General features: G+C 71.7%; 26 protein-coding genes. 12 read left to right on the top strand and 14 right to left on the bottom strand.

The genetic code is table 11. From position 1 onward, the window contains the following. The first annotated feature begins 54 nt into the window (after positions 1-54). Positions 55-2,430, top strand: a complete 2,376-nt coding sequence (locus ACZYRU_RS17140) for a M4 family metallopeptidase (RefSeq protein WP_488958306.1) — start codon at positions 55-57, stop codon at positions 2,428-2,430. 24 nt (positions 2,431-2,454) lie between these two features. Here ACZYRU_RS17140 and ACZYRU_RS17145 read toward each other — a convergent pair whose 3' ends face one another. Continuing rightward, on the bottom strand, positions 2,455-2,934 hold the full coding sequence (locus ACZYRU_RS17145) for a hypothetical protein (RefSeq protein WP_488958307.1): 480 nt from the start codon (positions 2,932-2,934) through the stop codon (positions 2,455-2,457). Positions 2,935-3,026: 92 nt separating this feature from the next. Between ACZYRU_RS17145 and ACZYRU_RS17150 the strand changes: the two genes are divergently transcribed. Both ACZYRU_RS17150 and ACZYRU_RS17155 read left to right on the top strand, forming a co-directional pair. Next, complete coding sequence (locus ACZYRU_RS17150; RefSeq protein ID WP_488958308.1) at positions 3,027-4,511, top strand: AlkA N-terminal domain-containing protein; 1,485 nt, start codon at positions 3,027-3,029, stop codon at positions 4,509-4,511. Next, positions 4,508-5,005 (top strand): methylated-DNA--[protein]-cysteine S-methyltransferase, encoded by a 498-nt coding sequence (locus ACZYRU_RS17155; RefSeq protein ID WP_488958309.1) that lies wholly within the window; start codon positions 4,508-4,510, stop codon positions 5,003-5,005. The genes ACZYRU_RS17150 and ACZYRU_RS17155 overlap by 4 nt, the downstream gene beginning before the upstream one ends. A 3-nt stretch (positions 5,006-5,008) precedes the next feature. Here the strand turns inward: ACZYRU_RS17155 and ACZYRU_RS17160 are convergent, their stop codons facing one another. Beyond that, positions 5,009-5,887, bottom strand: coding sequence for a hypothetical protein (locus tag ACZYRU_RS17160; protein WP_488958310.1), 879 nt, complete (start codon positions 5,885-5,887; stop codon positions 5,009-5,011). 113 nt (positions 5,888-6,000) lie between these two features. Between ACZYRU_RS17160 and lepB the strand changes: the two genes are divergently transcribed. After that, on the top strand, positions 6,001-6,576 hold the full coding sequence (lepB, locus tag ACZYRU_RS17165; RefSeq protein WP_488958311.1) for a signal peptidase I: 576 nt from the start codon (positions 6,001-6,003) through the stop codon (positions 6,574-6,576). A gap of 16 nt (positions 6,577-6,592) precedes the next feature. Here the strand turns inward: lepB and ACZYRU_RS17170 are convergent, their stop codons facing one another. Next, the gene (locus ACZYRU_RS17170) at positions 6,593-7,315 is read right to left on the bottom strand and encodes an IclR family transcriptional regulator (RefSeq protein ID WP_139622247.1); all 723 of its coding nucleotides are present in this window, start codon (positions 7,313-7,315) and stop codon (positions 6,593-6,595) included. 100 nt (positions 7,316-7,415) lie between these two features. Here ACZYRU_RS17170 and leuC point away from each other — a divergent pair, with 100 nt between their 5' ends. From leuC to ACZYRU_RS17185, 3 genes are all read left to right on the top strand, one after another. After that, positions 7,416-8,828, top strand: a complete 1,413-nt coding sequence (gene leuC, locus ACZYRU_RS17175; protein ID WP_488958312.1) for a 3-isopropylmalate dehydratase large subunit — start codon at positions 7,416-7,418, stop codon at positions 8,826-8,828. Positions 8,829-8,843: 15 nt separating this feature from the next. Continuing rightward, positions 8,844-9,437: a 3-isopropylmalate dehydratase small subunit gene (gene leuD, locus ACZYRU_RS17180; RefSeq protein ID WP_488958313.1), complete on the top strand. Its 594-nt coding sequence runs from the start codon at positions 8,844-8,846 to the stop codon at positions 9,435-9,437. 287 nt (positions 9,438-9,724) lie between these two features. Continuing rightward, positions 9,725-10,345 (top strand): HU family DNA-binding protein, encoded by a 621-nt coding sequence (locus ACZYRU_RS17185; protein WP_488958314.1) that lies wholly within the window; start codon positions 9,725-9,727, stop codon positions 10,343-10,345. Positions 10,346-10,409: 64 nt separating this feature from the next. Here ACZYRU_RS17185 and cofC read toward each other — a convergent pair whose 3' ends face one another. After that, positions 10,410-11,060 (bottom strand): 2-phospho-L-lactate guanylyltransferase, encoded by a 651-nt coding sequence (gene cofC, locus ACZYRU_RS17190; RefSeq protein ID WP_488958315.1) that lies wholly within the window; start codon positions 11,058-11,060, stop codon positions 10,410-10,412. A 68-nt stretch (positions 11,061-11,128) separates the two neighbouring features. Here cofC and ACZYRU_RS17195 point away from each other — a divergent pair, with 68 nt between their 5' ends. Continuing rightward, positions 11,129-11,881, top strand: a complete 753-nt coding sequence (locus ACZYRU_RS17195; RefSeq protein ID WP_488958316.1) for a lysophospholipid acyltransferase family protein — start codon at positions 11,129-11,131, stop codon at positions 11,879-11,881. Then, positions 11,881-12,885, top strand: a complete 1,005-nt coding sequence (locus tag ACZYRU_RS17200; protein WP_488958317.1) for an NAD(P)H-dependent glycerol-3-phosphate dehydrogenase — start codon at positions 11,881-11,883, stop codon at positions 12,883-12,885. Before ACZYRU_RS17195 ends, ACZYRU_RS17200 begins: the two co-directional genes overlap by 1 nt. A 248-nt stretch (positions 12,886-13,133) precedes the next feature. Here the strand turns inward: ACZYRU_RS17200 and ACZYRU_RS17205 are convergent, their stop codons facing one another. Beyond that, on the bottom strand, positions 13,134-14,249 hold the full coding sequence (locus ACZYRU_RS17205; protein ID WP_488958318.1) for a trans-sulfuration enzyme family protein: 1,116 nt from the start codon (positions 14,247-14,249) through the stop codon (positions 13,134-13,136). A gap of 24 nt (positions 14,250-14,273) precedes the next feature. Between ACZYRU_RS17205 and ACZYRU_RS17210 the strand changes: the two genes are divergently transcribed. Then, positions 14,274-15,398: a D-alanine--D-alanine ligase family protein gene (locus ACZYRU_RS17210; protein ID WP_488958319.1), complete on the top strand. Its 1,125-nt coding sequence runs from the start codon at positions 14,274-14,276 to the stop codon at positions 15,396-15,398. 5 nt (positions 15,399-15,403) lie between these two features. Here the strand turns inward: ACZYRU_RS17210 and ACZYRU_RS17215 are convergent, their stop codons facing one another. The 7 genes from ACZYRU_RS17215 to ACZYRU_RS17245 are packed head-to-tail and all read right to left on the bottom strand — an operon-like array spanning position 15,404 to position 23,415. Next, positions 15,404-16,876 carry a chlorohydrolase family protein gene (locus tag ACZYRU_RS17215; protein WP_488958320.1) on the bottom strand — a complete coding sequence of 491 codons (1,473 nt, stop codon included), beginning with the start codon at positions 16,874-16,876 and terminating at the stop codon, positions 15,404-15,406. Further along, positions 16,873-17,697 carry an ABC transporter ATP-binding protein gene (locus ACZYRU_RS17220; protein WP_488958321.1) on the bottom strand — a complete coding sequence of 275 codons (825 nt, stop codon included), beginning with the start codon at positions 17,695-17,697 and terminating at the stop codon, positions 16,873-16,875. Before ACZYRU_RS17220 ends, ACZYRU_RS17215 begins: the two co-directional genes overlap by 4 nt. Further along, positions 17,690-18,706, bottom strand: a complete 1,017-nt coding sequence (locus tag ACZYRU_RS17225; RefSeq protein ID WP_488958322.1) for an ABC transporter ATP-binding protein — start codon at positions 18,704-18,706, stop codon at positions 17,690-17,692. The genes ACZYRU_RS17220 and ACZYRU_RS17225 overlap by 8 nt, the downstream gene beginning before the upstream one ends. Continuing rightward, entirely contained in the window at positions 18,703-19,584 is an 882-nt protein-coding gene (locus tag ACZYRU_RS17230; protein WP_488958323.1) for an ABC transporter permease, read from the bottom strand. The genes ACZYRU_RS17225 and ACZYRU_RS17230 overlap by 4 nt, the downstream gene beginning before the upstream one ends. A gap of 11 nt (positions 19,585-19,595) precedes the next feature. Then, positions 19,596-20,537, bottom strand: a complete 942-nt coding sequence (locus ACZYRU_RS17235; RefSeq protein WP_488958324.1) for an ABC transporter permease — start codon at positions 20,535-20,537, stop codon at positions 19,596-19,598. 8 nt (positions 20,538-20,545) lie between these two features. Further along, the gene (locus ACZYRU_RS17240; RefSeq protein ID WP_488958325.1) at positions 20,546-22,177 is read right to left on the bottom strand and encodes an ABC transporter substrate-binding protein; all 1,632 of its coding nucleotides are present in this window, start codon (positions 22,175-22,177) and stop codon (positions 20,546-20,548) included. 17 nt (positions 22,178-22,194) lie between these two features. Further along, positions 22,195-23,415: an amidohydrolase gene (locus tag ACZYRU_RS17245; protein ID WP_488958326.1), complete on the bottom strand. Its 1,221-nt coding sequence runs from the start codon at positions 23,413-23,415 to the stop codon at positions 22,195-22,197. Between the two features lie 172 nt (positions 23,416-23,587). Between ACZYRU_RS17245 and ACZYRU_RS17250 the strand changes: the two genes are divergently transcribed. Continuing rightward, on the top strand, positions 23,588-24,301 hold the full coding sequence (locus ACZYRU_RS17250) for a GntR family transcriptional regulator (RefSeq protein ID WP_488958327.1): 714 nt from the start codon (positions 23,588-23,590) through the stop codon (positions 24,299-24,301). A 12-nt stretch (positions 24,302-24,313) separates the two neighbouring features. On the opposite strand, the gene ACZYRU_RS17255 is transcribed toward ACZYRU_RS17250, so the two are convergent. Next, positions 24,314-24,802: a DUF3515 domain-containing protein gene (locus ACZYRU_RS17255; RefSeq protein ID WP_488958328.1), complete on the bottom strand. Its 489-nt coding sequence runs from the start codon at positions 24,800-24,802 to the stop codon at positions 24,314-24,316. Continuing rightward, positions 24,781-25,017: an Lrp/AsnC family transcriptional regulator gene (locus tag ACZYRU_RS17260; protein ID WP_488958329.1), complete on the bottom strand. Its 237-nt coding sequence runs from the start codon at positions 25,015-25,017 to the stop codon at positions 24,781-24,783. Before ACZYRU_RS17260 ends, ACZYRU_RS17255 begins: the two co-directional genes overlap by 22 nt. A 119-nt stretch (positions 25,018-25,136) precedes the next feature. Here ACZYRU_RS17260 and ACZYRU_RS17265 point away from each other — a divergent pair, with 119 nt between their 5' ends. After that, positions 25,137-26,108 (top strand): thiamine-phosphate kinase, encoded by a 972-nt coding sequence (locus ACZYRU_RS17265; RefSeq protein ID WP_488958330.1) that lies wholly within the window; start codon positions 25,137-25,139, stop codon positions 26,106-26,108. The last annotated feature ends 130 nt before the right edge of the window (positions 26,109-26,238 follow it).

Genomic DNA, 26,238 nt, shown 5'->3' on the forward strand with positions numbered 1-26,238 from the left:
CCCGGACCTCGAGGCGCGAGCGAGCCCGACTCTCAAGAGGAGTGTTGGTTCGAAGTGAAGCGCAACCTGATGGGTGGCCTGGTCGCCACCCTCGTCACGGCCTCGGCACTCGCCGTGGCGCCCCTCGCCCCACCGTCCGCCCACGCCGATCCCGGTGCGGTGGTGAAGACGAAGCCGCGCGACGACGCACACCAGAAGGCCCGCCGGTCCGCCAAGGCGCTGATCGCGAGCCAGGCTCCGCAGCTGCGGACGGGGGACGACGAGAAGTTCGCCGCCGCGCCCGTCGTCAGCGGTGGCGCGGGGCTGCAGTACGCCTCCTACACCCGGACCTACGACGGCCTGCCGGTCCGCGGTGGCGACTTCGTCGTCGTCACCGACCGTGACGGCAAGATCCTCGACACGAGCGTGGCGCAGAAGAAGGTGATCGGCCAGCTGTCGGTGACCCCGACGCAGACCGCGGGTGCCGCCACGACGACGGCGAAGGGGACGTTGCGCAACGCCGAGCTGCGGGGCACGCCCGAGCTCGTCGTCCACGCGTTGGCGTCGCCCCGGCTCGCGTGGAAGGTGACGGTCAGCGGCCTCACCACCGACGGCGACCGCTCGGTCCGCGACGTGTACGTCGACGCGAAGCAGGGCTCCGTCATCGAGTCCGACGAGCTGGTCCACTTCGCCACCGGCACGGGCAACGGCCACCACAACGGCCCGGGACTGGCCATCGAGACCACCCAGGCGTCCGCGTCGTCGTACACGCTGGCCGATCCCGGCAATCCCGGTGTCGACTGCCGCATCGACAACAACACCACCAACAGCGTCCCGGTCGTCTCGGGGCCGGACAACAGCTGGGGTGACGGCTCCGGCACCAGCACGGAGACCGGGTGCGTCGACACGCTGTACGCGCTGCAGGTCCAGGACCGGATGCTCAGCCAGTGGCTGGGTCGTGACGGCTTCAACGGCAACGGCGGCGGCTGGCAGGCGCGCGTCGGCAAGGACGAGGTCAACGCGTTCTACTGCCCGCCGGGCCTCAGCGAGCCGGGCTACTGCACCGGCACCGAGTGGGTGCGGATCGGCCACAACCAGGCCGGCACCGAGTGGCTGACCAACCTCGACGTGGTCGGTCACGAGTACGGCCACGGCGTCGATCAGAACACCCCCGGCGGCCACTCCAACGGCAACACCGGCGAGTTCGTCGGTGACGTCTTCGGCGCGCTGACCGAGCACTTCGCCAACGAGTCGAGCACGTACGACGAGCCGGACTACCTCGTCGGCGAAGAGGTGAACCTCGTCGGCGACGGCGAGATCCGCAACATGTACGACCCGTCGGCCAAGGGCGACCCGAACTGCTACTCGAGCTCGATCCCCAACGCCGAGGTGCACTCGGCTGCCGGTCCCGGCAACCACTGGTTCTACCTGCTCGCCGAGGGCACCAACCCCGCCGGCGGTCCCACCAGCTCGACGTGCAACAACGGCGGGACGCTCACCGGCATCGGCATCCAGAAGGCCGGCAAGATCTTCTACAACGCGATGCTCATGAAGACCACGAGCTCGAGCTACCTCAAGTACCGCACCTGGACGCTCACCGCCGCGAAGAACCTCTTCCCGGGCTCCTGCGCCGAGTTCAACGCCGTCAAGGCAGCGTGGAACGCGGTCTCCGTGCCGGCCCAGACCGCTGACCCGACGTGCACCACGGCCGGCAACACCGTCACCGTCACCAACCCGGGCAACCGCACCGGGACCGTCGGCACGGCCACCACGCTGCAGCTGACCGGGTCGTCCTCCGGCGCCGGGCAGACGCTGACCTGGTCGGCCACCGGCCTGCCCGCCGGCCTGACGATCAACGCCGGCACCGGCCTCGTCTCCGGTACGCCGACCACCGCCGCCACGTCGAACGTGACGGTCACCGCCAAGGACACCACCGGCGCCACCGGGTCGACCAGCTTCACGTGGACGATCAGCACGAGCGGCGGGACGACGGGCAACCTGCTCCAGAACCCCGGCTTCGAGTCCGGGGCCGTCAGCTGGACCGGCACCGCCGGACCGATCACCAACAACACCGGCCGCGCGGCGCGGACCGGCACCTGGAAGCTGTGGCTCGGCGGCAACGGCAGCACCTCGACGGAGAACGAGAGTCAGACGGTCACGATCCCCGCGACGGCCACGACGGCGTCGCTGACCTTCTGGGTGGCGATCGACAGCGCGGAGACGACCTCGTCGACGGCGTACGACACGGCGAAGGTGCAGATCGTCAGCGGTACGACGACGAGCACCCTGGCGACGTACTCCAACCTCAACAAGTCGAGCGGGTACGTGCAGAAGACGTTCGACCTCGCTGCCTACAAGGGGAAGACGATCTCGCTGAAGTTCCTGATGAACGAGGACTCGTCGCTGCAGACGAGCTTCGTCATCGACGACACCGCGATCAGCGTCGGCTGACCACTCAGGCGTTGCGGCGGGCGGTCACCGGTCTCCGGTGGCCGCCCGTCCGTCCTTGGTGGCCGCGCTCTTCGCGGTGGCCGTCTTCCTGGAGGCCCGGGTCTTCGGCGGCGTCGGCTCGGTGCCGACGATCGCGAACACCGGCGCGGTGACCTTCTCCAGCGCGGCAACGGCGTCGGCGTGCCGCTCGGCGAGCTTGGCGACGACGCCGGCGAGCTCGGCCTGCGCCTCGGCGAGGGTGTGCACGGTGTCGGCGAGCTCGCGCTGGCGGACGATGAAGTCCTGCAGCGGCTGCGCGGTCGAGCTCGCCAGGCTGGTGACCGCGCCGGCCATTCCGGCGACCGCACCGGCGAGGTCGCCGACTTGACGGGCGAGCTCGTCAGGCTGGGTGACACCGGTGACCGCGGTGTCACGCACGCCCTTGAGGACGTCGGTGGTGAGCTTGAGGGCGATCTGCTGGGACTTGATCAGCAGGTCGAGGGGATTGATCGGAGCGTCCGCCATGGGAGCAGCGTGGCAGAACCGGCCCCCTCGCGGTCACCGTCATGTCCGATTTCCGCGAGAGACTGTCGGTGGCGGACGGCAGGATGGACGACATGGAGAGCACTGTGACCACGCCGGAGCAGCTCGACTTCGGACGTTGCTACACGGCCGTGCAGTCGCGCGACCGTCGCTTCGACGGCGTCTTCTACACCGCGGTGCGCTCGACCGGCATCTACTGCCGGCCGTCCTGCCCGGCCCGCACGCCGGCCTCCCGCAACGTCTCCTTCCACCGCACCGCAGCGGCTGCCCAGGCGGCCGGCTACCGCGCCTGCAAGCGCTGCCTGCCCGACGCGACGCCCGGCAGCCCGGACTGGGACGTCGCGGCCACCGTCGCCGGCCGGGCGATGCGGCTGATCGCCGACGGTGTCGTCGACCGTGAAGGCGTCGAGGGACTCGCAGCCCGGCTCGGGTACACCTCCCGCCACCTGTCGCGGCTGCTGACCAGCGAGCTCGGCGCCGGCCCCCTCGCGCTCGCGCGCACCCAGCGTGCCCAGACCGCCCGCGCGCTCGTCGAGAGCACGACGCTCAGCCTCGCCGACGTCGCATTCGCAGCAGGCTTCTCGAGCGTGCGGCAGTTCAACGACACCATGCTCGAGGTGTACGACGCGACGCCGAGCCACCTGCGCGGCCGCAAGGCGCCCGCAGGCAGCCAGGTCCCGGGCGCCATCGACCTGCGGATCGCCGTCCGTACGCCGTTCCGCGGCTCCGCACTGCTCCGCTTCCTCGCCGACCGCGCCGTGCCCGGCGTCGAGGTCGCCGAGGTCGCGGCCGACGGCAGCGGCTCCTACTCCCGCACGCTAGCCCTGCCCCACGGGCCGGGCGTCGCCCGGGTCGAGCTCGCCGACCTCGACGGAGTCGGGTCGTCGTACCTGCCGCTGCGCCTGGTCCTCGACGACCTCCGCGACACGACGGCCGCGCTCGCCCGGATGCGGGCGCTGCTCGACGCCGATGCCGATCCCGTGGCCGTTGACGCCCACCTGTCCACCGATCCGCTGCTGGCGCCGCTCGTCGCTGCCCGGCCGGGACTCCGGGTGCCGGGGCACGTCGACGGCGCCGAGGTCGCGGTGCGCGCCGTCCTCGGGCAGCAGGTCACCGTCGTCGCGGCCCGCACCGCCGCGGCCCGGCTCGTCGCCGCCCACGGGCGTCCCGTCGAGACCGGGATCCCCGGACTGACGCGCCTGTTCCCCGACGCGGCGACCGTCGCGGCGCTGCCTCCCGAGGAGTTCCGGATGCCCCGCGCCCGCGGGCGGGCGCTCGTCGGGATGTGCGCGGCGATCGCGGCGGGCGACGTCGTGCTCGACCGCGGCCCGGACCGCGGCGACGTACGCCGCACCCTGCTCGCGCTGCCCGGCATCGGACCCTGGACGGCCGACTACATCGCGCTGCGCGCACTCGGTCACCCCGATGTGTGGCTGCCGACCGACGTCGGCGTGCGCAACGCGCTCGCCCGCCACCCCGACACCGACATCACCCCGGAGGGATGGGCGCCCTGGCGCTCGTACGCCCTCCTCCACCTGTGGACCTCGCTGGAAGGATGAGTACTGCCATGTGGACCGTCATCGAATCGCCCATCGGGCCGCTGCGCCTCGTCGAGCAGGACGGCGCGATCACCGCGATCGAGTTCTCGCCGTTCCGCGACGGCGTCCGCCCGCTCGGCACCGAGGGCACCGATCACCCCGTCCTGGTCGCCGCCGCGCACCAGCTCGCCGAGTACTTCGCGGGTGACCGCACCGAGTTCGACCTGCCGCTCGCGCCCGCCGGCAGCGCCTGGCAGCGCTCGGTGTGGGCTCAGCTGCTCGGCATCGGGTACGGCGAGACCGCGTCGTACGGCGAGATCGCCGCCCGCCTCGGCAAGACCAACGCCGCTTCTCGCGCCGTCGGCACCGCCAACGGCGCCAACCCGATCCCGATCGTGATCCCGTGCCACCGCGTGATCGGCGCCAACGGCACGCTCACCGGCTACGCCGGGGGACTCGAGCGCAAGCAGCTCCTGCTCGACCTCGAGCGGGACGAGGACGCCGCCCTGTTCTGACGATCAGGACGGGTCGTCGTAGGTCACCTGCACCGCGCAGAGACCGTTGTTGAAGCTCTTCAGGTTCGTGAGCTGGACCGCGAAGGAGTGCTGGGCGTCGACGACCTGGTCGAGGTTGACGGTGCTCGTCGTCACGACGAGGGATCCGCCTCCGCCGGAGCCGAGCGGGGTCGAGCTGTCGACGTTCAGCCCCGTGGGTGTCGGGACGTAGCGCACGAGCGTCACCGTGTAGGTGTCGGCGGAGAAGCTGTCGAACACCGAGGTCGTGATCGAGGTGATCCTCGAGCCGACCGGCAGGTTCACCGGCACGTACCCGTTGGCGGCGGCCCCGGCGTCGAAGTTCGTCACGCAGCCGTTGATGGTGCCGTAGGCCGCCGTGGCGGAGTTGGTCAGCACCATCGTCCACGGGTTGATCGAGATCGTGTGGCTCGTCGGGAGCCGGCGGTAGTAGCCCACGACATCGGCCTGCACCTTGGTCTTTCCCCTGGTCCCGGCGAGGGTGACGCGACCGCCGCCGAGGCCGGCGACGGCCTGGGTCGCCACTGCCTTGCGTGCCGAGGACCAGGCGAGCACGGGAGTGCGGGGCCGGGTGCCTCCGGTCGCCCAGACCCGGAGTGCACCGGGCGCGGACGCCTTCGCCTGGAGGTCGAGGGTGACGGCGACCGCGTCCTGCGGGACCCCGCACTGGCCGGCGACGGGTACGACGACCTGGCGCTTCTTCTTCAGCTTGACGACAGGCAGCGCGCACGGGGCGACCGGCGTGAACGCCGCCCTGTCCGGCGGGCCCGCAGGCCGCGCGAGTGCTGGTCCCGTCGAGAGAACGGTGGTCGCGACGGCGACCGCCAGACTGACGGCGACGGTGGTGAGGCTCGACCTGGACATGGGCGTCTCCGGAAGGTGAGGTGAGGGGAGCGTACTGCTCCTCGGGACACCTTCGGAAGGACTCCTTGAGCCGTTCCGCCGCCAGCTCGGCGGTTGCTGCCTAGCATCCGTCCATGCGTCCACTCCTGGCGATCCCGCTGCTCCTGGTCGTCGCTGTCGCGGCTGGCTGCGGATCGCTCCATGTCGTCGTCCCGAGCGAGTCGATGGAGCCCACGGTGACGAAGGGCGAGCGCCTCACCGTGGACCGGGTCGGCGACGACTACGAGCCGCGCGTGGGGGACATCGTCCTGTTCTGGGACGCCAACGACTGGCTGGGACCGACCGCCGGCAAGGACGGCATGCTCCTCAAGCGGGTCATCGGTGCGCCCGGCGACGTCGTCTCGTGCTGTGACGAGCGCGGTCGGCTCTCGGTCGACGGCGAGGTTCTCGACGAGGACTACATCGCCGACGACCCGGGCGCCTGCGATGCTGAGATCATCGACTACCTGCCCGCCAACGGCACGGCGCTGCGAGGCCCGTGTGACTGGACCGTCGGCCCGGTGCCCGGCGGAAAGGTGTTCGTCCTCGGCGACAACCGCGGCCACTCAGCGGACTCACGGACGTACCTGTGCCCGGAGGCCGAGGACCCGTGCGATGTCGACCCCTGGATCGACCTCGACGAGGTGCGGGGCACGGTCGACGTCGACTGAGTCAGGGCCGGGGCGGCTACTCCGCAGCGGCGCGGCGCAGCGACTCGGACAGCCGCTCGGCGGCCGCGAGCACTGCGGGTGCGTGCATCCGGCCGGGCTGGCGGGACAGGCGCTCGAGCGGGCCCGAGACCGACACCGCGGCGATCACCTTGCCGCCGGGGGAGCGGACCGGGGCGGACACCGAGGCCACGCCCTGCTCGCGCTCGCCGACCGACTGTGCCCAGCCACGGCGGCGGATCGCGGACAGCTCGGCCGCGGAGAACGCGGAGTTCTGCAGGCCGCGGTGGATCCGCTCCGGGTCGTCCCAGGCGAGCAGCACCTGCGCGGCTGAGCCGGCGCGCATGGTGAGCTGGGAGCCGATCGGGATGGTGTCGCGCAGGCCGGAGGGACGCTCGGCGGCGGCGACGCAGACGCGGTGGTCGCCCTGGCGCCGCCACAGCTGGGCGGACTCGCCGGTGATGTCGCGCAGTCGCGCGAGGACGGGGCCGGCCGTCGCGAGCAGTCGGTCCTCGCCGGCTGCCGCGGAGAGCTCCGCGAGGCGCGGGCCGAGCACGAAGCGGCCCTGCATGTCGCGGGCCACGAGGCGGTGGTGCTCGAGGGCGACCGCCAGCCGGTGGGCCGTCGGCCGGGCCAGGCCCGTGCCTGCCACCAGGCCGGCCAGGGTGGCCGGGCCGGACTCCAGTGCAGTGAGCACCAGGGCCGCCTTGTCGAGAACTCCGACGCCGCTCGAGTTGTCCATATGGCAATACTGCCGTCTCGGATCCTGGGATGCAAGAGTACGCTGGATCTCGGTCGGCGGCAGAGGTGCCGTCGACGACCCGAACGAGGAGGAGCGAGTCATGGGCAAGACCCTGGCGGAGAAGGTGTGGGACGAGCACGTCGTCCGATCGACCCCGGGGGAGCCGGACCTCCTCTACATCGACCTCCACCTCATCCACGAGGTCACCAGCCCGCAGGCCTTCGACGGCCTGCGCCTGGCCGGGCGCAAGGTGCGCCGTCCCGACCTGACCCTGGCGACCGAGGACCACAACGTCCCGACGCTCGACTGGGACAAGCCGATTGCCGACCCGGTGAGCAAGACGCAGGTCGACACCCTGCGCAAGAACGCCGAGGAGTTCGGCGTGCGGCTGCACCCGCTCGGCGACGTCGAGCAGGGCATCGTCCACGTCGTCGGCCCGCAGCTCGGCCTGACCCAGCCCGGGATGACGATCGTGTGCGGCGACTCGCACACCAGCACTCACGGTGCTTTCGGTGCGATCGCGTTCGGCATCGGTACGTCGGAGGTCGAGCACGTGCTCGCCACGCAGACCCTGCCGCAGGCCAAGCCGAAGACCATGGCCGTCACCGTCAACGGCAGCCTCGCCGAGGGCGTCACCGCCAAGGACCTGATCCTCTACCTGATCACGCAGACCGGCACCGGTGGTGGCCAGGGCTACATCGTCGAGTACCGCGGCGACGCCATCGAGGCGCTCTCGATGGAGGGCCGGATGACGGTCTGCAACATGTCCATCGAGTGGGGCGCCAAGGCCGGCATGATCGCGCCGGACGAGACCACCTTCGCCTACATCGAGGGCAAGGCCGAGGCGCCGAAGGGCGCCGAGTGGGACGCCGCCGTCGCGCACTGGAAGACGCTGGTCACCGACGCCGACGCGACCTTCGACAAGGAGATCGTGATCGAGGCGGCCGACGTCACGCCGTTCGTCACGTGGGGCACGAACCCCGGCCAGGGCGCGCCTCTCGGCGCCAACGTCCCGACCCCGTCCGACTTCGAGGACGAGCAGGACCGGATCGCCGCCGAGAAGGCGCTGGAGTACATGGGCCTCGAGGCCGGCCAGCCGCTGCGCTCGGTCAAGGTCGACACCGTCTTCGTCGGCTCCTGCACCAACGGCCGGATCGAGGACCTGCGCCTCGCCGCCGAGATCATCAAGGGCCACAAGGTCGCCGAGGGCACCCGCCTGCTCGTCGTCCCCGGCTCGGTGCGCGTGCGCAACCAGGCCATGGCGGAGGGCCTCGACAAGGTCTTCATCGAGGCCGGTGCCGAGTGGCGCGGTGCGGGCTGCTCGATGTGCCTGGGCATGAACCCCGACACGCTGCAGCCGCAGGAGCGCTCGGCGTCGACGTCCAACCGCAACTTCGAGGGCCGGCAGGGCAAGGGCGGACGCACCCACCTGGTGTCCGTCCCCGTCGCGGCCGCCACCGCCGTCAAGGGCACGCTGGCCTCCCCGGCCGACCTGTCCGCCGAGCTGGTCTGAGAAGGAGACAGAGTCATGGAGAAGTTCACCTCCCACACCGGTACGGCGCTCCCGCTGCGTCGCAGCAACGTCGACACCGACCAGATCATCCCGGCGGTCTACCTCAAGCGCGTGACCCGCACCGGCTTCGAGGACGGCCTGTTCGCCGCGTGGCGCAACGACCCGGAGTTCGTCGCCAACAAGCCCGAGTACCAGGGCGTCTCGATCCTGGTCGCCGGTCCCGACTTCGGCACCGGATCGTCGCGTGAGCACGCGGTCTGGGCGCTCATGGACTACGGCTTCAAGGTCGTGCTCTCGAGCCGCTTCGCCGACATCTTCCGCGGCAACTCGGGCAAGGCCGGACTGCTCTCGGTGCCGGTCGAGCAGGACGTCATCGAGCAGCTGTGGGCGGCGATCGAGGCCGACCCGACCACCCAGATCACCGTCGACCTCGAGTCCCGCACGGTCACCTGTGGCGAGGTGGTCGCGCCCTTCGACATCGACGACTACACCCGCTACCGCCTGCTCAACGGCCTCGACGACATCGGCATCACCCTGGGCAACGAGGGCGACATCGCGGCGTTCGAGAGCGGGCGTCCGAGCTGGAAGCCGGTCACCCAGCACGCCTGAGAAGAGGCTGAAAACCGCTCTACGACGGGCCGATCCGCGACTTTCGCGGGTCGGCCCGTCGCGTTTCCCGCATTCGTCGTGAAGACCGCGAAGAAGGCCCACAGGGCGAAAAGGGCCCGAAATGGCCGAAATAGCGCTGAAATCGCGAAAAAAGACGTACCAACTTCGGCGTGGTGATTGTGAGTGTGCCCACTAGTGCCTAGCGTTCCCATGAAAGGACGGCTGGGCGAGGGCTCGGCCGCATCAGCTCAAGGGACGCCCAGCGCGGCGTTTCGGAAGGACAGGTAGTGAACAAGTCTCAGTTGATCGACGCGCTGGCCGACCGGTTCGAAGGCAGCCGCAAGGACGCGGCTCACGCTCTCGACGCGGTTCTCGACACGATCACCCGTCAGGTCGCGAAGGGCGAGAAGGTCGCCATCACCGGCTTCGGCTCGTTCGAGAAGGCCGTCCGCAACGCCCGTTGGGTCCGCAACCCGCAGACCGGCGAGCGCGTGAAGACCAAGAAGAAGTCCGTCCCGAAGTTCAGCGCCGGCGCTGACCTCAAGAACGTCGTCTCCGGCGCGAAGAAGCTCGCGCCGCTGCCGAAGCCGGCCAAGAAGGCCGCAGCTCCGGCGAAGAAGGCCGTCGCTGCTGCTGCCGCTCCGGCCAAGAAGGCTGCCGCCCCGGCCAAGAAGGCCGCGACCGCTGCCGCCAAGAAGGCCGCTGCTCCGGCGAAGAAGGCCGCTGCCACCGCGAAGAAGGCGGCTCCGGCGAAGAAGGCCCCGGCCAAGAAGGCGCCCGCCGCCAAGAAGGCCCCGGCTGCGAAGAAGGCGGCTCCGGCCAAGAAGGCGCCCGCCGCCAAGAAGGCCCCCGCCAAGAAGGCTCCGGCCAAGAAGGCTCCGGCCAAGAAGACCGCGAAGAAGGCCTGACGCCGACTTCGACGATCACCCCGAACGGGCCGCACTCCTCATGGAGTGCGGCCCGTTCGTCATGTCAGGACCCCCGCGCGAGCAGGCCGATCGCGCGCAGCACCTCAGCCGAGGAGTCGCCGACGCCGAGCGCGATCGCGTCGGCCAGGCTGTCGACGTCGTCGACGTCGCGGCGCAGCGTGGGCAGCTCCCCGGCCAGCGGACGCGCGCCGGAACCCGCGTGGGCGGCGGCCGATCCCGCTCCGAAGCGCGGGGCGAAGTCGTCGTACGCCGCGCAGTAGAGCGTGGTTCCCGTCGCATCGGCGTCGCGGACGAAGCACGGACCGGGGTCGCTCGCCGCATCGGCCAGGGCCGTGGCGAGGTCGCCGGGCACCAACGACGGCAGGTCGCCGCACAGCGCGACGGGCCGCAGGTCGGGGCGCCGCTCGTGCAGGTGTGCGGCGGCGTGCCGAAGCGCGGCATTCAGGCCGCCGCCGGGATCGGCACAGGTCGCCGCACCGCGAGCCGCCAGGGTGGCGGCGAACGCGGCGTCGTCGCTGACGACCAGCACGCCGGCGACGCCGTCGGTGCGCAGGCACGCGTCGACCACGTCGGTCGCGAAGGCCGCCGCCAGCCGGGCCCGCTCGGCGTCGCGCAATGTCGAGAGCCGGGACTTCCCGGTGCCCGGGGACTTCACCGGAAGCAGCACGGCGAAGGCGCCCGAACGGGTGAACACCCCTGAATCCTGACAGGTCGGTCGTGCCCGGCCGTGGCCGGTGTCACCGACCGGTAACCTGCATTCTCGTGAGCGTGCGGAAGCTGCAGGAGAAGCGGGGCTGGGCCTTCAACATCGCCGTACCCATCATCAAGCCCACGCTCCTGGCCACCACCCGACGCGAGTGGATCGGCGGCGAGAACATCCCCGAGAGCGGCGGTTTCATCATCGCGCTCAACCACATCTCCCACTTCGACCCGCTCACCGCCGCGCACCTGGTCTACGACCACGGCTACAAGCCGCGCTACCTCGCCAAGTCCGGCCTGTTCGACAACAAGGCGCTCGGCTTCTTCCTGCGCGGCGCGGGCCAGATCCCGGTGCGGCGCGAGACCAAGGACGCCGTCGGCGCGTACGCCGCCGCGGTCGAGGCCGTGCGCGAGGGCCAGTGCGTCGTGATCTACCCCGAGGCCACGATCACGCGTGACCCCGACATGTGGCCGATGAAGGGGAAGTCCGGCGCCGCCCGGATCGCCCTGGAGACCGGCTGCCCGGTCATCCCGGTCGGGCAGTGGGGGGCGCACGAGATCCTGGCGCCGTACACCAAGCGTCCGCACCTGCTCCCTCGTCACGAGGTCGTGATGCGCGTCGGGCCGCCCGTCGAGCTCGACGACCTGCGGGCGAAGGAGCGGACCACCGCCGTCGTCAACGAGGCCACCGCCCGGATCATGGCGGCGATCACCCACGAGCTCGAGCTGGTGCGCGGCGCGACCGCGCCGGCCGAGCGCTACGACATGGCCGTGCACGGCGACCGGTTCAAGAAGAACAAGAAGGCGGCGAGCTGATGGGCAACAAGATCGCGGTGCTCGGCGCCGGTTCCTGGGGTACGGCGTTCTCGATCGTGCTGGCCGACGCCGGCAACGACGTGTGCATCTGGGCCCGCCGCGAGGAGGTCGCGGCCGCCATCAACGAGCGGCACGAGAACGTCGACTACCTCTCCGGCATCGAGCTGCCGCGCCGGATCACCGCCACCCACGACCCCGAGCAGGCCCTCGCCGGTGCCGACGTCGTCGTCCTGGCCGTGCCGTCGCAGTCGCTGCGCGACAACCTGCCGACCTTCCTCCCGTACGTCGAGAAGGACGCCGTCCTCGTCTCGCTGATGAAGGGCGTCGAGCTCGGCACCCTCAAGCGGATGTCGGAGGTGATCGCGGAGGTCGGCGACGTCAGCGCCAGCCGGATCGCCGTCGTCAGCGGTCCCAACCTGGCCCGCGAGATCGCCCGCCGCGAACCGGCCGCCTCGGTCGTCGCGTGCGCTGATGAGAACGTCGCCACCATGCTGCAGAACCGGCTCCACTCGCCGGCGTTCCGTCCGTACACGAGCGTCGACGTCCTCGGCTGCGAGTACGGCGGCGCCTACAAGAACGTCGTCGCCCTGTGCGTCGGCATGGCCGTCGGCCAGGGCTTCGGCGACAACACGACTGCCTCGTTGATCACGCGTGGCCTCGCCGAGACCGCCCGCCTCGCCATGAATCTCGGCGCCAACCCGCTCACCCTGATGGGCCTCGCCGGCCTCGGCGACCTCGTCGCCACCTGCTCCTCGCCGCTCTCGCGCAACCGCACCTTCGGCGAGAAGCTCGGCCAGGGCATGACCGTCGAGGAGATCTACGCCTCGACCCGCCAGGTCGCCGAGGGCGCCAAGTCCTGCTCCTCGCTGCGTGCGCTCGCTGCCCGCACCGGTGTCGACGCGCCGATCGTGGACGCCGTCGACGAGGTCGTGCAGGGGCGGTTGACCACCTCGCAGCTGATGGACGCGTTCATCTCGCGCGACACCAAGGCCGAACTGTCCTAGACCCTCAGCCGAGGGTGGAGCGCGATGCCGCACGTTGCGCTGAGCGCTTTCCGTCGGGCGCCCCGCGTGATCTGGACTGAGTGGAGCGAGCGACCGAGGAACGAGGGAGCGAGCGCAGCGAGGGAAGATCACGCGCCAAAGGGCGCCCGACATGCGCGAGCGGAGCGAGCGCCAAAACAGACACCGTGAGTCGCTCACGCAGCGCATCGGCCCGAGGCCCTACGCAACCCCGCACGGGCCGCCGAGCATCAGGCGGAGATGCGATCCAAGGCCTGCTCGAGGTCAGCCCACAGGTCCTCGACGTCCTCGATCCCGACGGACAGCCGCACCAGCCCCTCGGGGATCGTGGCCGGCTCGAGCTTCCACCGCCGCCGGCGCTCGAAGGTCGACTCCACGCCACCGAGCGAGGTCGTGTGCACCCACAGCGACGTGGCGCGGACCAGGAAGTCGGCGGCGTCGGCGCCACCTGCCAGCACGGGCGCGACGATGGCGCCGAAGCCCGGGTAGCGGACCTCCTCGACCGACGGGTGGTCGGCGAGGCGGCGGGCCAGCTCGGCGGCGTTGGCGGCGGCGCGCTCCAGGCGCACGTGCAGGGTGCGCAGGCCGCGCAGCGCCAGCCAGGCCTCGAACGGACCCGGTACGGCGCCCGCGAGGTCGCGGCGGCCCTTGAGGGCGCCGTACACCTCGTCATCGGTCCCCTCGGACGGGACGACGATCGCACCCATGAGGACGTCGCTGTGCCCGGCGATGTACTTCGTGGCCGAGTGCACGACGATGTCCGCGCCCAGCGACAGCGGCTGCTGGAGCAGGGGAGTGGCGAAGGTGTTGTCGACGACGACCCGGATCCCGAGCTCGCGGGCGGCCGCGGACAGTGCCGGGATGTCGGCGATCTCCAGGGCCGGGTTGGTGGGGGACTCCAGCCAGAGCAGGCCGCAGTCCTCGTCGGCCTCCATCGCGGCGATCACGGCCGCGGTGTCGGTGATGTCGACCAGTGTGGCCTTCAGCCGGCCGCGGGACTCGGCGTCGGCGAGCGCGGTCACCGAGCCGTTGTAGGCGTGCCGCGGTGCGATCACGCTGCTGCCGATGCCCACCAGGTCCAGGATCGTGGTCACCGCGGCCATGCCCGACGAGAACGCCAGCGCCCGGCCGCCCTCCAGCGCGCCGAGGGTCTCCTCGAACGCCGCCCAGGTCGGGTTGCCGAACCGGCCGTACTCCAGGTCGCCGGTCGCGCCGTAGGTCGACGTCATCGTGATCGGCACGTTCATCGGCTGGTCGGGCCCGTGCGGGGGACGTCCCGCCGTGACGGCGACGGTCGCGGGGCGGAGCGGACGAGGCGGTCGGGGTGCGGACTCGGGACCGGGCATGTCCCAAAGGTAGGGTCATCGGCGATGAACGCTCCTACCGGCCGCCGTGTCCGCGTCGCTGTCGTCTTCGGCGGCCGCTCCAGTGAGCACGCCATCTCGTGCGTGACCGCGGGCAGCGTGCTGCAGGCGATCGACCGTGAGAAGTACGACGTCGTCCCCGTCGGCATCGCCACCGACGGACGCTGGGTGCTGGAGGCCGACGACCCGCAGCGGCACCGGATCACCGGTCCCGGCCAGCTGCCGTCGGTCGACGGCGGCCGCGCGCCCGTCGCGCTCGCGCCCACGAGTGACGGCACCGGCCTGGTCGTCAGCGAGCCGGCCGAGACGCCGCGCGCGCTCGGTGACGTCGACGTCGTCTTCCCGCTGCTCCACGGCCCCTGGGGCGAGGACGGCACGATCCAGGGCCTCTTCGAGATGTCCGACGTCCGCTACGTCGGCTCCGGCGTGCTCGCCTCGGCGGTCAGCATGGACAAGGCGTTCATGAAGGTCGTCCTCAAGGACGCCGGCCTGCCGGTGATGCCGAGCGTGACCGTCACCGCCCGCGAGTGGAAGGCCGACCCGCAGTCCGTGCGTGAGCGGGTCGCCGTGCTCGGGTACCCGCTGTTCGTGAAGCCCGCCCGCGGCGGCTCCAGCATCGGCATCGCCAAGGCCCACACGCCCGACGAGATCGACGCCGCGATCGAGGGTGCGCTGGAGCACGACCCGAAGGTCCTCGTCGAGGTGTCCGCCGAGGGCGCCCGCGAGATCGAGTGCGGCGTCCTGGAGGCCCTCGACGGCGGCGTCGAGACCAGCCTGCCCGCCGAGATCCGGATCACCGGCGAGCACGAGTTCTACGACTTCGAGGCCAAGTACCTCCCCGAGGAGCACACCGAGCTGGACGTCCCCGCGATCCTGCCCGAGGGTGTCGAGGAGCGGATGCGCGCGATGGCCGCGGCCGCCTTCACCGCGGTGGGCTGCGAGGGCCTCGCCCGCGTCGACTTCTTCCTGATGCCCGACGGCTCGCTGGTCGTCAACGAGCTCAACACGATGCCCGGCTTCACGCCGTTGTCGATGTTCCCGCAGATGTGGGCCGCGACCGGGGTGTCGTACGGCGAGCTGGTCGACCGCCTCCTCACGCTGGCCCTGCAGCGCGACACCGGCCTGCGCTGACCTGACTAGCCGCACACCGGGAACGACGGCGGCATCAGGGTCGCGACCGGGCGCCGCAGCGCGTCCCGCTCGGTGAACGACGCCCGGTAGTCGTCGAAGACCCGCTGGGCGCGCGCCCGCATCGCCGGTACGTCGACCCCGGGCACCGCGCCGTCGCGCACGACGAACCGGCCGTCGACCACCACGTGCCGCACGTGCTGGCCGCCACCGTGCGCCACGATCGAGCGGATCGGGTCCTCGACGGGCCCCAGCCGCAGGTCGTCGAGTCCGACCACCACCACGTCGGCCTTCGCGCCGACGGCGAGCCGACCGAGGTCGGTGCGCCCGAGCGCGGCGGCACCGCCCAGGGTCGCCGCCCGGAACAGGTCGGCGACCGACCCGGCGGTGTGGTCGTGCTCGACCACCTTGGTCAGCGCCGAGCCGAGGTCGAGCGCGTGGAGCACGTTCGGCGGGAAGGTGTCCGTGCCGATGCCCATCCGGACGCCGGCGCGCCGGTAGGAGTCGAAGGACTCCAGCACGATCCCGTAACGGCCGCAGACGATCGGGCAGAACACCACCGTGGTGCCGGACTCGGCGAGGCGCCGCACGTCCCTCCCGGCAGCCGCCCCGGAGCCCCCGGTCGAGCTGTGCCCGTCGACCGCCCAGCAGTGCGGGACCAACAGGTCGGGCCCGAGCAGGCCGAGCCGGTCCAGCACCTCGACCGGGCGGGCGTCGTACCGCTCACGGAGCAGGGCGACCTCCTCGTGCGACTGGCCGGCGTGCAACCTGACCGGGACGCCGAGCCGCTCGGCTGCCTCCCGCGTGCGGACGAGCAGGTCCGGTGTCTGGGTCTCGATCCGGGCCGGTGCCAGCAGCCCACGGATGCGGCCGTCGTGGGCGCCGTCCCAGCGCTCGACGAACCGGATCGCGCCGTCGAGTCCGCGCTCGCCCTCGGCCTCGTCCCAGTGCATCGCCCGGGTGCCGTCGGCGTCGGTGGTCGGTACGCCGGCGCGGTAGCTCGGCCCCAGGTACATGCGGATCCCGAGCCGCCCGGCGATCTCGGCGAGGTCGTCGAACTCCTCCTCGGTCTCCGCCCAGGCACGGTAGGTCTCGGCGGCGATCGGCAGCGCCGTGGTGACGCCGTTGAGCAGGAGCTGGACGACGGCGTACTCCCGGCGGAACGCGAGATCCACGCGGTCGAAGACCTCGTGCCGCGCGTGCCGGGCGTAGTCGGGGGACCAGTCCTGGCCGGCCAGCAGGTCGTCGGGCTGGAAGCTGTCGAAGACCGCGTGGTCGATGTCGCCGAGCGCGTTGAGGTCGACGAAGCCCGGGATGACGACGGCCTCACCGCAGTCGACCGTCTCGTCGACCGGCCCGTCGTAGCGGCCTCCGACGTGGACCAGCCGGTCGTCCTCCCAGACCACCTCGCCGTCGCGGATCAGGCAGTGGTCGCCGTTCTCGTGCCCGACGACGTGCCGGGCACGCAGCAGGGTCCTCACGACAGGGCCGTGCTGCGTCGGGGCGTCCAGCCCGGACGCGGGACCGCGTCGATGAGGCGGCGGGTGTACTCCTCGGTCGGGGCGGAGAGCACCTGGGCGGTCGGTCCCTCCTCCACCACCTTCCCGCCACGCATGACCAGGGTCCGCTCGCAGACCTGGTTGACGACGGCGAGATCGTGGGTGATGAACAGGAACGCGATCTCGCTGCTCTCGCGGATGTCGCAGAGCAGGTTGAGCACCTGCGCCTGCACCGACACATCGAGGGCGGCGACGGCCTCGTCGAGGACGAGCACCGAGGGCTGCGCTGCCAGCGCCCGGGCGATGGCGACGCGCTGTCGCTGGCCGCCCGAGAGCTGGCGGGGGTACACGGTGGCGTGGCGGGGGAGCAGGCCGACCTGCTCCATCAGCTCGTCCACCCGGGCCCGGCGGGCCTCGCGGGAGAGGTCGAACTGCAGCCGGACCGCGGTGTCGAGGATGTCGCCGATGCGTTGCGACCGGTCCAGGGACAGGTACGGGTCCTGGAAGACCAGCTGCATCTCCCTGGCTCGGCGCCGTCGCTCCGCGGCGCGGGGGCGGCCGCCGCTGCGCGACCGGCCGCACACCTCGATCGTGCCGCTGGTGCGCTGCTCGAGGCCCATCAGCATCCGCGCGACGGTGGTCTTGCCGGACCCGGACTCGCCCACGACGGCGAGCGCCTCCCCGGCCCCGAGGTCGAAGCCGACCCCGTCGACGGCCACGACAGGGTGGTGCCGGTCGTGGCCCGGGAACTCCTTGCGCAGGTCACGCACTCGGACGACGGGTGTGGGGTTCTGCTCAGACATCGGCGGTCGCCTCCTGCGACGTCGGGACGGTGACCGGCCCCGAGAGGCCGGAGAGCTCGGCGTGCCGGTGACACGCGACGTGACCGGTCTCGGTCGCCACCAGCGGCGGTGCCGAGGTCCGGCAGACGTCGGCGACGTGGGCACACCGGCTGGCGAAGGCGCAGCCGGTGCCGGCCTCGAAGGCCGCCAGCGGACGGCCGGGGATCACCGGCAGCCGTCGGAGGGAGGTGTCGAGGCCGGGCCGGGCGACGAGCAGCCCCGCGGTGTACGGGTGCTGGGGGTGGTCGGAGAGGGACGACGAGGACTGCTCCTCGACGATCCGGCCGGCGTACATGACGTTCGTCCGGTCGCAGGTGGCCGCGGCCAGCTCGAGGTCGTGGGTGATGAACAGCATCGCCAGGCCGCGCTGCGTCCGGAGGTCGCCGAGGATCGCCATCACCTCGGACTGGGTCGTGACGTCGAGCGCCGTCGTCGGCTCGTCGGCGAGGATGAGCTCGGGCTCGATCGCGATCGCCGTGGCGATCATGACCCGCTGCAGCAGGCCGCCCGACAGCTCGTGGGGGTACTGGCGCAGCCGCCGGTCCCCGTCCGGGATGCCGACCTCGCCGAGCAGGTCGACGGCTCGCTTCTCGGCCGCGGCCCGCTTCATGCCGAGGTTGCGGCGCATCGCCTCGGTCATGAAGTCGCCGACGCGGTGCACGGCGTTGATGTGGGCACGCGGGTCCTGGAAGATCATCGCGACCCGCCGCTCCCGCGCCGCCCGCAGCGCCTTGCGGTCACCGAGGACGGGAGTGCCGCCGACCTCGATCCGGCCGCGGACGTCGGCTCCGGGCGGGAACAGGCCGAGCACCGAGCGTGCCGTCATCGACTTGCCGGAGCCGGACTCGCCGACCAGGCCGACCGCCGTCCCGGCGTCGATCGAGAGGTGGACGCCGTCGACGATCGTGCGGTGACCGCCCTGGAAGCGGACCCCGACGCTGAGGTCCTCGATGGACAGGACGGTGTTCACGCGCGCTCCTCCGAACGACGGGTCAGGCGGTCGCCGAGCACGATGACCGAGCCGACCAGCAGGGCGATGCAGGCGCCGGCGAAGACCGCCTCGCCCGGCTGGTTGCGCAGCATCCCGTCGAGTCCCGAACGCATCGTCAGGCCCCAGTCCGGGTCGGGCGCCTGGACGCCGAGGCCCAGGAACGACAGCGCCGACAGGTCGATCAGCGCGAAGCCCAGTGAGCTGACGGCCTGGGCCACGATCAGCGGCATCAGGTTGGGCAGCAGGTGCCGCAGGCAGATCGCCGTGCCGCCGCGGCCCTGCACCCACGCAGCCGCGATGTAGTCGAGCTTCGCCTCCCGCAGCACCGCGCCCCGCACCACCCGGGCGACGTACGGCGTGTAGCCGATCGTGAGGCCGAGGACGACGCCCGTCGTGCCGGGGCCCGCGATCGCCACTGCCGAGAGGGCGAACACGATGCCCGGGACCGCGAACAGGATGTCGAGGACCCGGGACACGAACGCGTCGACGAGTCCGCCGATCCAGCCGCTCGCCAGCGCGATGGCGGTGCCGACCACCGTCGACAGCACGATCACCGAGACCGAGGCGACCAGCGCCACGCGGCCGCCGTACATGAGCCGGGAGAGGAGGTCGCGGCCGAGGGCGTCGGTGCCGAGCAGGTGCGCGCCCGAGGGTGGGGCGTACGCCTCGAGCGGTGCCGGCAGGTTCGGCGGGTAGGGGGCCAGCCACGGCGCGAGCGCCGCAGCCAGCACCACCAGCAGCAGGTACGCGACCGCCAGCGTGCCGCTGGGACCGAGCGTGCGCCAGACCGCTCGGAACGGCGTCCGACGGACGCGTGGCGCGGGCACCGCGTGGTCGAGAACGAGAGCGTGACTCATGGTTTCCTCCGTCAGGAGAGCGAGATGCGGGGGTCGACGAGTACGTAGACGACGTCGACGACCGTGTTGACGACGACGAACGTCGCGACCAGCGCGAGGATGACGGCCTGCACCACGACGAAGTCGCTGCGCAGGATCGCCTCGACCAGCAGCGAGCCGAGCCCGTCGAGGGCGAAGACGTTCTCGACGACGACCGCTCCCGCGATCAGCGTCGCGATGGTGAGGCCGAGGACCGTCGTGATCGGGATCATCGAGTTGCGCAGCACGTGGTGCCGCAGCACGTAGCCACTGCCCAGGCCGCGGCTGCGCGCGGTCTCCACGTGCTCGCTGCGCAGCTCGTCGGACACCGCTGCCCGGGTGATCCGGGCGAGGTACGCCGACGACGCGAGGCTCAGCGTGACCGCAGGCAGGACCAGGTGCACGAACCGGTCACCGAAGCCGGACCCCGCGCCGTAGAGCGGCAGCCAGTCCAGCTGGCTGGCGAAGACCCAGATCAGGGCCACTCCGCTGACGAAGACCGGCGTCGCGAGGAAGGAGGTCGTCACGAAGGTGACCACGCCGTCCACCGGGCCGGGCCGGGTGCCCGCGAGCAACCCGAGCCCGACTCCGGCGACCGCGATCAGCAGGCCCGCGAAGACTACGAGCCCGACGGTGGTCAGCACCCGCGGCCCGAGCAGGTCGAGGACGTCCTGCTTGTAGGCCACGCTGCGCCCGAGGTTGCCGTGGAGCACGTCGGTCAGCCAGGTCCAGTAGCGCACGAGGAACGGGTCGTCGAGGTGGTACTGGGCCTTGACCCGGGCGATCTGCTCGGGGGACGCGCTGCGGTTGCCCAGCAGGAAGGTGAGCGGGCTGCCGGGAGCGAGCTCCATCAGGCTGAACACCAGGAACGAGGCGGCCAGCATCACCACGAGCAGGCTCGCGATCCGCTTGCCGGCGAACGTCAGGACGGTCACGGCGTGCCTCAGCGGGTCCCGATGGCCGAGGCCCACGGGTAGTAGAGGTAGTTGGACGTCGCGATCGACCCGGTGATCCGCTTGTTCTGGACCAGGATGACCGGCAGGTACTCCAGCGGCATCCAGGCCTCGTCGGTCACGGCCTTGTGCTCCAGCTCGGCGACCAGCCCGGCCCGGGCGTCGTCGTCCATCTCCGAGCGCGCCGCGACCAGCTGGTCGGCGATCCCGTCGTACTGGCCGTAGTTGTTGTAGGCGTCCTTCTCGAACATCAGGTACGAGTCGAGCGGGTCGGCGACGCTGTAGTACGTGCTGAGGAAGGCGTCGATGCCCTTGCGTGCCTGCGGGTCGACGTAGATGTTGCCGTACTGCTCGACCGGGATCGTCTTGATCTCGATGTGGAGACCGATCGCCTCGCCCGCGGCCTGGAGCAGGTTGGCGGTCTGCTCGTGGACGACCGAGCTGCCCTGCACGGCGATCGTGATCGGCGCGTCGCCGACGCCGGAGTCCTTGACCAGCTTGGTCGCGGCCTCGATGTCGACGTCGGTACCGGGCAGGTCGTCGTACGCCTTCTCGAAGATGCTCTTGCCGTAGGTCCAGGACGCCGGCGTGGCCAGGGAACGGGCCGGGATGGCGGTGTTCTGGAGCACGGTGGCCGCGATCGCGGCCCGGTCGGTCGCCATCGACAGCGCGCGGCGGACGTCCGGGTCGGCGAACGGCCCGTCGGAGGCGGCGCCGAGGAGGTACCAGCCGGCGAGCGAGTTGCCGAGGACGACCTCGGTGTCCTTGCCCTTGCGCAGCTTGTCGAGGCCGGCCGGGGGCAGGTAGAAGAACTCGCCGTCGAGCTCGCCGTTCTCCAGCGCGAGGACGGCGGTCGACTCGTCGGTGACGAACGAGAGCTCGAGCTTCGCGGAGAGCGGCTTCAGCGCGTCGTCCCAGTAGGAGTCGTTGCGTGTCAGCTCGATCGCCTGTCCCGGCTTCCAGACGTCGAGGCGGAACGGGCCGGTGCACATCGGGAGGTGCTGCGGGGTGCCGAAGTCCTCACCTGCGGCCACGCTGGACGCCTTCTCCGTGACGATGCCGCCCAGGGAGGCCAGCGCCTGCGTGAGCAGGGCGTCGGGCTTCTTCATCTTCATCGTGACCTCGAGCGGTCCGCTCGCGGTCACGGAGGCGACATTGGTCAGGTACGTCGCGACGTAGGACCCGGAGTCGGGGTCGAGGTGACGGCCGATGCTCCAGGCGACGTCCTCGGCGGTCAGCGGCTTGCCGTTCCAGAAGGTGACGCCGGAGCGCAGGTGGAAGACCCAGGTCGTCGGGTCGGGCTGGTCCCACTTCTCGGCGAGGCCGGGACCGACGGTGAAGTCGGGGTTCGCGCGCAGCAGCGACTCGCAGGAGTTGGCCAGTGCGGTGTTCTCGGCGTAGTTGAAGGTCTTGATCGGGTCGAGGCTGAGCGGCTCGTAGGGCAGGTTCCAGTGGATGGTGCCGGCGTCTCCGGTGCCGGCCGGCGTGTCCTGGGCGAGGTCGGAGAAGTCGAGTGCGTCGGCGGGGTCGGGGGACGCCGGCGTACCGGCGTTGCAGGCAGTGGCGACCAGGAGCACGGAAGCGGCTGCGGTGGCGCGGAGGGCGGTGCGGGTGCGGGACATCTGGGTTCTCCCTGGGGTCAGGCCCGAGCGGCGGTGGTGGCGGCGGGGGTGAGGTGACCGTCGGTCGCGACGACGCGGCCGGCGCGGAGCACGAGGCGGGGGAGCGGGCGGTCGACGACGGCCTGGGCGGCACACTCGGCGTCGAGGACCATGAAGTCCGCCGGGTCGCCGACCCGGAGGCCGGAGTGCGGCAGGCCGAGCAGCTCGGCACCCCCGTGGGCGGCGACATCGAGGCACGCCTCGAGCTCGTCGTCGGTGGCGGCGCCGAGCTGGTAGGCGAGGATGTGGGTGCGGTCGATCATGTCGGCGTTGCCGAACGGCGACCAGGCGTCACGGATGCCGTCGGAGCCGAGGACGACGCGTACGCCGGCCGCGCGGAGCTCGGCAACGGGCAGCGCGAGGTCCGGGCCGCCCAGCGCACAGGTCGCGAGGGTGACGCCCGCCTCCGCGGTCGCCGCGGCGAGGTCGGCGAGCGCGGAGCCCGTGAGGTCGGCGTAGTAGAACGCGTGCCCGAGGGTCATCCGGCCCTGCCAGCCGGCCTCCACCGTCCGGCGCAGGACGGCCTCGACCTGGAGCCGGCCGGTCTCACCGGTGTCGTGCAGGTGGATGTCGAGGTCGACGTCGAGCTCGCTGGCGAGCCCGAAGACCACGTCGAGGTGGCCGTCGAGGTCACCGTCGAGGCCGAGCGGGTCGATGCCACCGAGGACGGTGGCGCCGGCGCCGACCGCATCCCGGAGCAGCTCGGCCGTGCCGGGCGTGCGGAGGATCCCGAGCTGCGGGAAGGCGACGATCTCGACGTCGAGCGCCGGGCCGATCGCCGCCGCCGCGTCCGCAACTCCGCGGACGTTGTCGAGGCCGTGGACCGGGGCGACGTCGACGTGCGCCCGGATCGCGCGGGCGCCGTGGGCGACGTACCGCTCGAGGAGGCTGCCGGAGCGCTCGGCGACCGATCGGGTGAGCTGCTTCTGCACCCGCACGTCGTTGTCGATCAGGTCGGACAGGCTCTGCGCGGGCTGCCGGGAGAGCCACGGCTCACCCCAGGTCGTCTTGTCCGGGTGGCAGTGGCCGTCGACGAGGGTCGGCAGCAGCAGGCCGCCGGCGCCGTCGATGACGTCGTCCGCCTCCGGACGCGGCGCGCCAAGGGGGAGGAAGGCGGCGATGACGCCGTCCTCCAGCACGACGGCGGCCGGGCTGCCGGCGGCCGTGGCGCGGACGTCGGTGAGCAGGGTCGTGGCCACGCGAGCTCCGTTCATTAGTGGTATACCGTTAATGGCAGAACGTAACAGCGCGCGTCGGCGATGTGAAGTGCCTCACCTCGAAAATCCCGATAGCATCGCCAGATGGCAAGCATCTGATCGTCTGCAACAGGCGTTGATTGCGGCATACCAATGGGTCACAGAAGGAGTGCTGATGGCGACAGCAGAGGGGCACCGCTCCCTGGCCGTCCAGGCGTTCGAGCGGATCAAGGGCGAGATCGTCTCGTTGCAGCGCCCACCCGGGCAGCGCCTCGTCGAGCGCGATCTCGCGGCCGAGCTCGAGATCTCCCGGATCCCGTTGCGCGAGGCGCTGCGCCAGCTCGAGGCCGAGGGGCTGGTCGTGATCGTGCCGCGTCAGGGCGCGATGGTCGCTCCGTTCACCGCCGCGGACGTGCGCCACCTGTTCGACGTCCGCGAGAGCCTCGAGGTGCTCGCGGTGCGGCTCGCCGCGCAGCAGGCCGACGGCCGCGGCCTCGCTGCGCTCCAGGCCCATCTCGTCGCGGCGCACGCCGCGATCGCGGCCAGGGACGTCAACGCCCTCGCTGATGCCAACGCCGGCTTCCACGAGACCGTGATCGCGATGTCCGCCAATCCGCTGCTGCAGTCGATCATGCAGCCGCTCAACGCGCGGGTGCGCTGGCTCTTCCACCTCGCGCAGGGGCCCGACGAGGACGACGACATGTGTGCCGAGCACGAGGCGATCTACCGGGCGATCGCCGCCGGGGACGCGGACCGTGGCGCGGCGCTCGCCTACGAGCACGTGCGGGAGACCCGCGAGTCGACCTTGGAGATGGCGGCCGGGTGGACGGTGCCCGACCTGGACCCGGTCGCGGTCACCCGCACCCGGCAGCGCGAGCGGCGCTCCTGAGCGGGCCTGGCCCTAGCTGCAGTCGTCGACCAGGGTGAGGTGCTGCTTGACCAGCGGGGCCAGCACGGCCATCGCGGCGGGCCCGGCGTTCGGCCGGTAGCGCGCCGGGATGCTCACCTCGACCCGCGGCCGGTAGCCGGCAGCGGTCAGGGTGAGGTCGAGGTCCTGGTCGGTGTACTGCTCGTCGGGGATGTAGTAGCCCACCCCGTTGGCCGACTCGCAGGACGCGGTCTCGTCGAAGCCCTTCGGCTCGCCGACGCCGCAGCGCACCACGATCGCCGGGTCGCCGTACGCCGCCGCGGGCGCGTCGGGAGGCTCGATGTCGACCCGCTTCTCGTCGTACAGCGTGGCGGGCAGGTCAGCGGCGAACGCCTCGCACGCCGCCTTGTCCGCCTCCGAGAGCTGGGGTACGTCGACCTGCACCGGTCCGCCGCACCCGGCCACCAGGAAGGTGAGGGGCAGCGTGAGACCGGCGAGCGTCAGATGTGGACGACGGGGCACGTCAAGGTGCGGGTGATGCCCTCGAGGCTCTGCACCTTGGACACCACGAGCTTGCCCAGCTCGTCGACGTTGCGGGCCTCGGCGCGCACGATCACGTCGTACGGACCGGTGACGTCCTCGGCCAACGTGACGCCGGCGATCTCGCCGACCTCGCGGGCGACCTCGGCCGCCTTGCCGACATCGGTCTGGATCAGGATGTAGGCCTGCACCGTCATGGGGTCACGCTCCCGCCGGATTGGATTGGTGGAACGCCTCAACCTACCGCGCACCCCCGGCGGAACAGAACTCGCGAGCCGAGGAACTTACTCATCGGTACGTCTGGTGGGATGGGGGCATGGCTGACGCGATCAACCAGGACACCACGCTGGCGGACCTCGGCGAGTTCGGGCTGATCGCCCGGATCGGCGAGCTGGTCGCCGCCATCGCGCCCGGCGAGGACGTGCTGCTGGGGCCGGGTGACGACGCCGCCGTGCTCCGCGTCCGCAAGGGCCACGTGGTCGTGTCGACGGACGTGCTGGTCGAGGGGCGGCACTTCCGCCGCGACTGGGTGGAGGCGTACGACGTCGGCCGCCGGGCCGCCGCCCAGAACCTCTCCGACATCAACGCCATGGGTGGGCGGGCCCAGTGGCTCACCGTCGGCCTGGCCGCGCCCGCCGACCTGCCTGCCCAGTGGGCGCTCGACTTCACCCGCGGCTTCGCCGAGGAGTGCGCCCTCGTCGGCGCCGGCCTCGTCGGCGGCGACGTCACCCGCGCCGACCAGGTCGTCATCTCGGTGACCGCCCTCGGCGCCTGCACGGTCTCCCCGGTGCTGCGCTCCGGTGCCGCACCCGGCGACGTGCTCGCCCTCTGCGGCCGCCAGGGCTGGTCCGCCGGCGGCCTCGCCGTCCTGGGCCGCGGGTTCCGCTCGCCGCGCGTCCTCGTCGAGGCCTACCGCCGCCCCGAGCCGCCGTACGACGCCGGCCCGGCCGCCGCCGAGGCCGGGGCCACCGCCATGATCGACGTCTCCGACGGCCTCCTCGCCGAGGTCGGGCACCTCGCGGCCGGCTCCGGGGTCAGCATCGACGTCGAGACGGCCGCGTTCGACGTACCCGAGCCGTTGCTCGCCGTCGGCCAGGCCACCGGCGCCGACCCGCTCCAGTTCATCCTCGGTGGGGGAGAGGACCACCCCCTGCTCGCCACCTTCCCGCCCGACGTCGCCCTTCCCGAGGGCTGGATCCGGATCGGCTCGGTCGGCGCCCGCGGCGACCTCCCGGTCACCGTCGACGGTGGCGCGTACGACGGCCCCACCGGCTGGACCCACTTCTGACCGACCCGGCACGAACTGGCTCCTGAATCACGCCGACCCGGCAGAAACTGGCTCCTGAATCACGCCGACCCGGCAGAAAGTGGCGTGCTGTGCATGGGCGCACGGGCCACTTTCTGCCGGGTCGGCGCCG

This window comes from Nocardioides sp. F233, assembly GCF_057813895.1.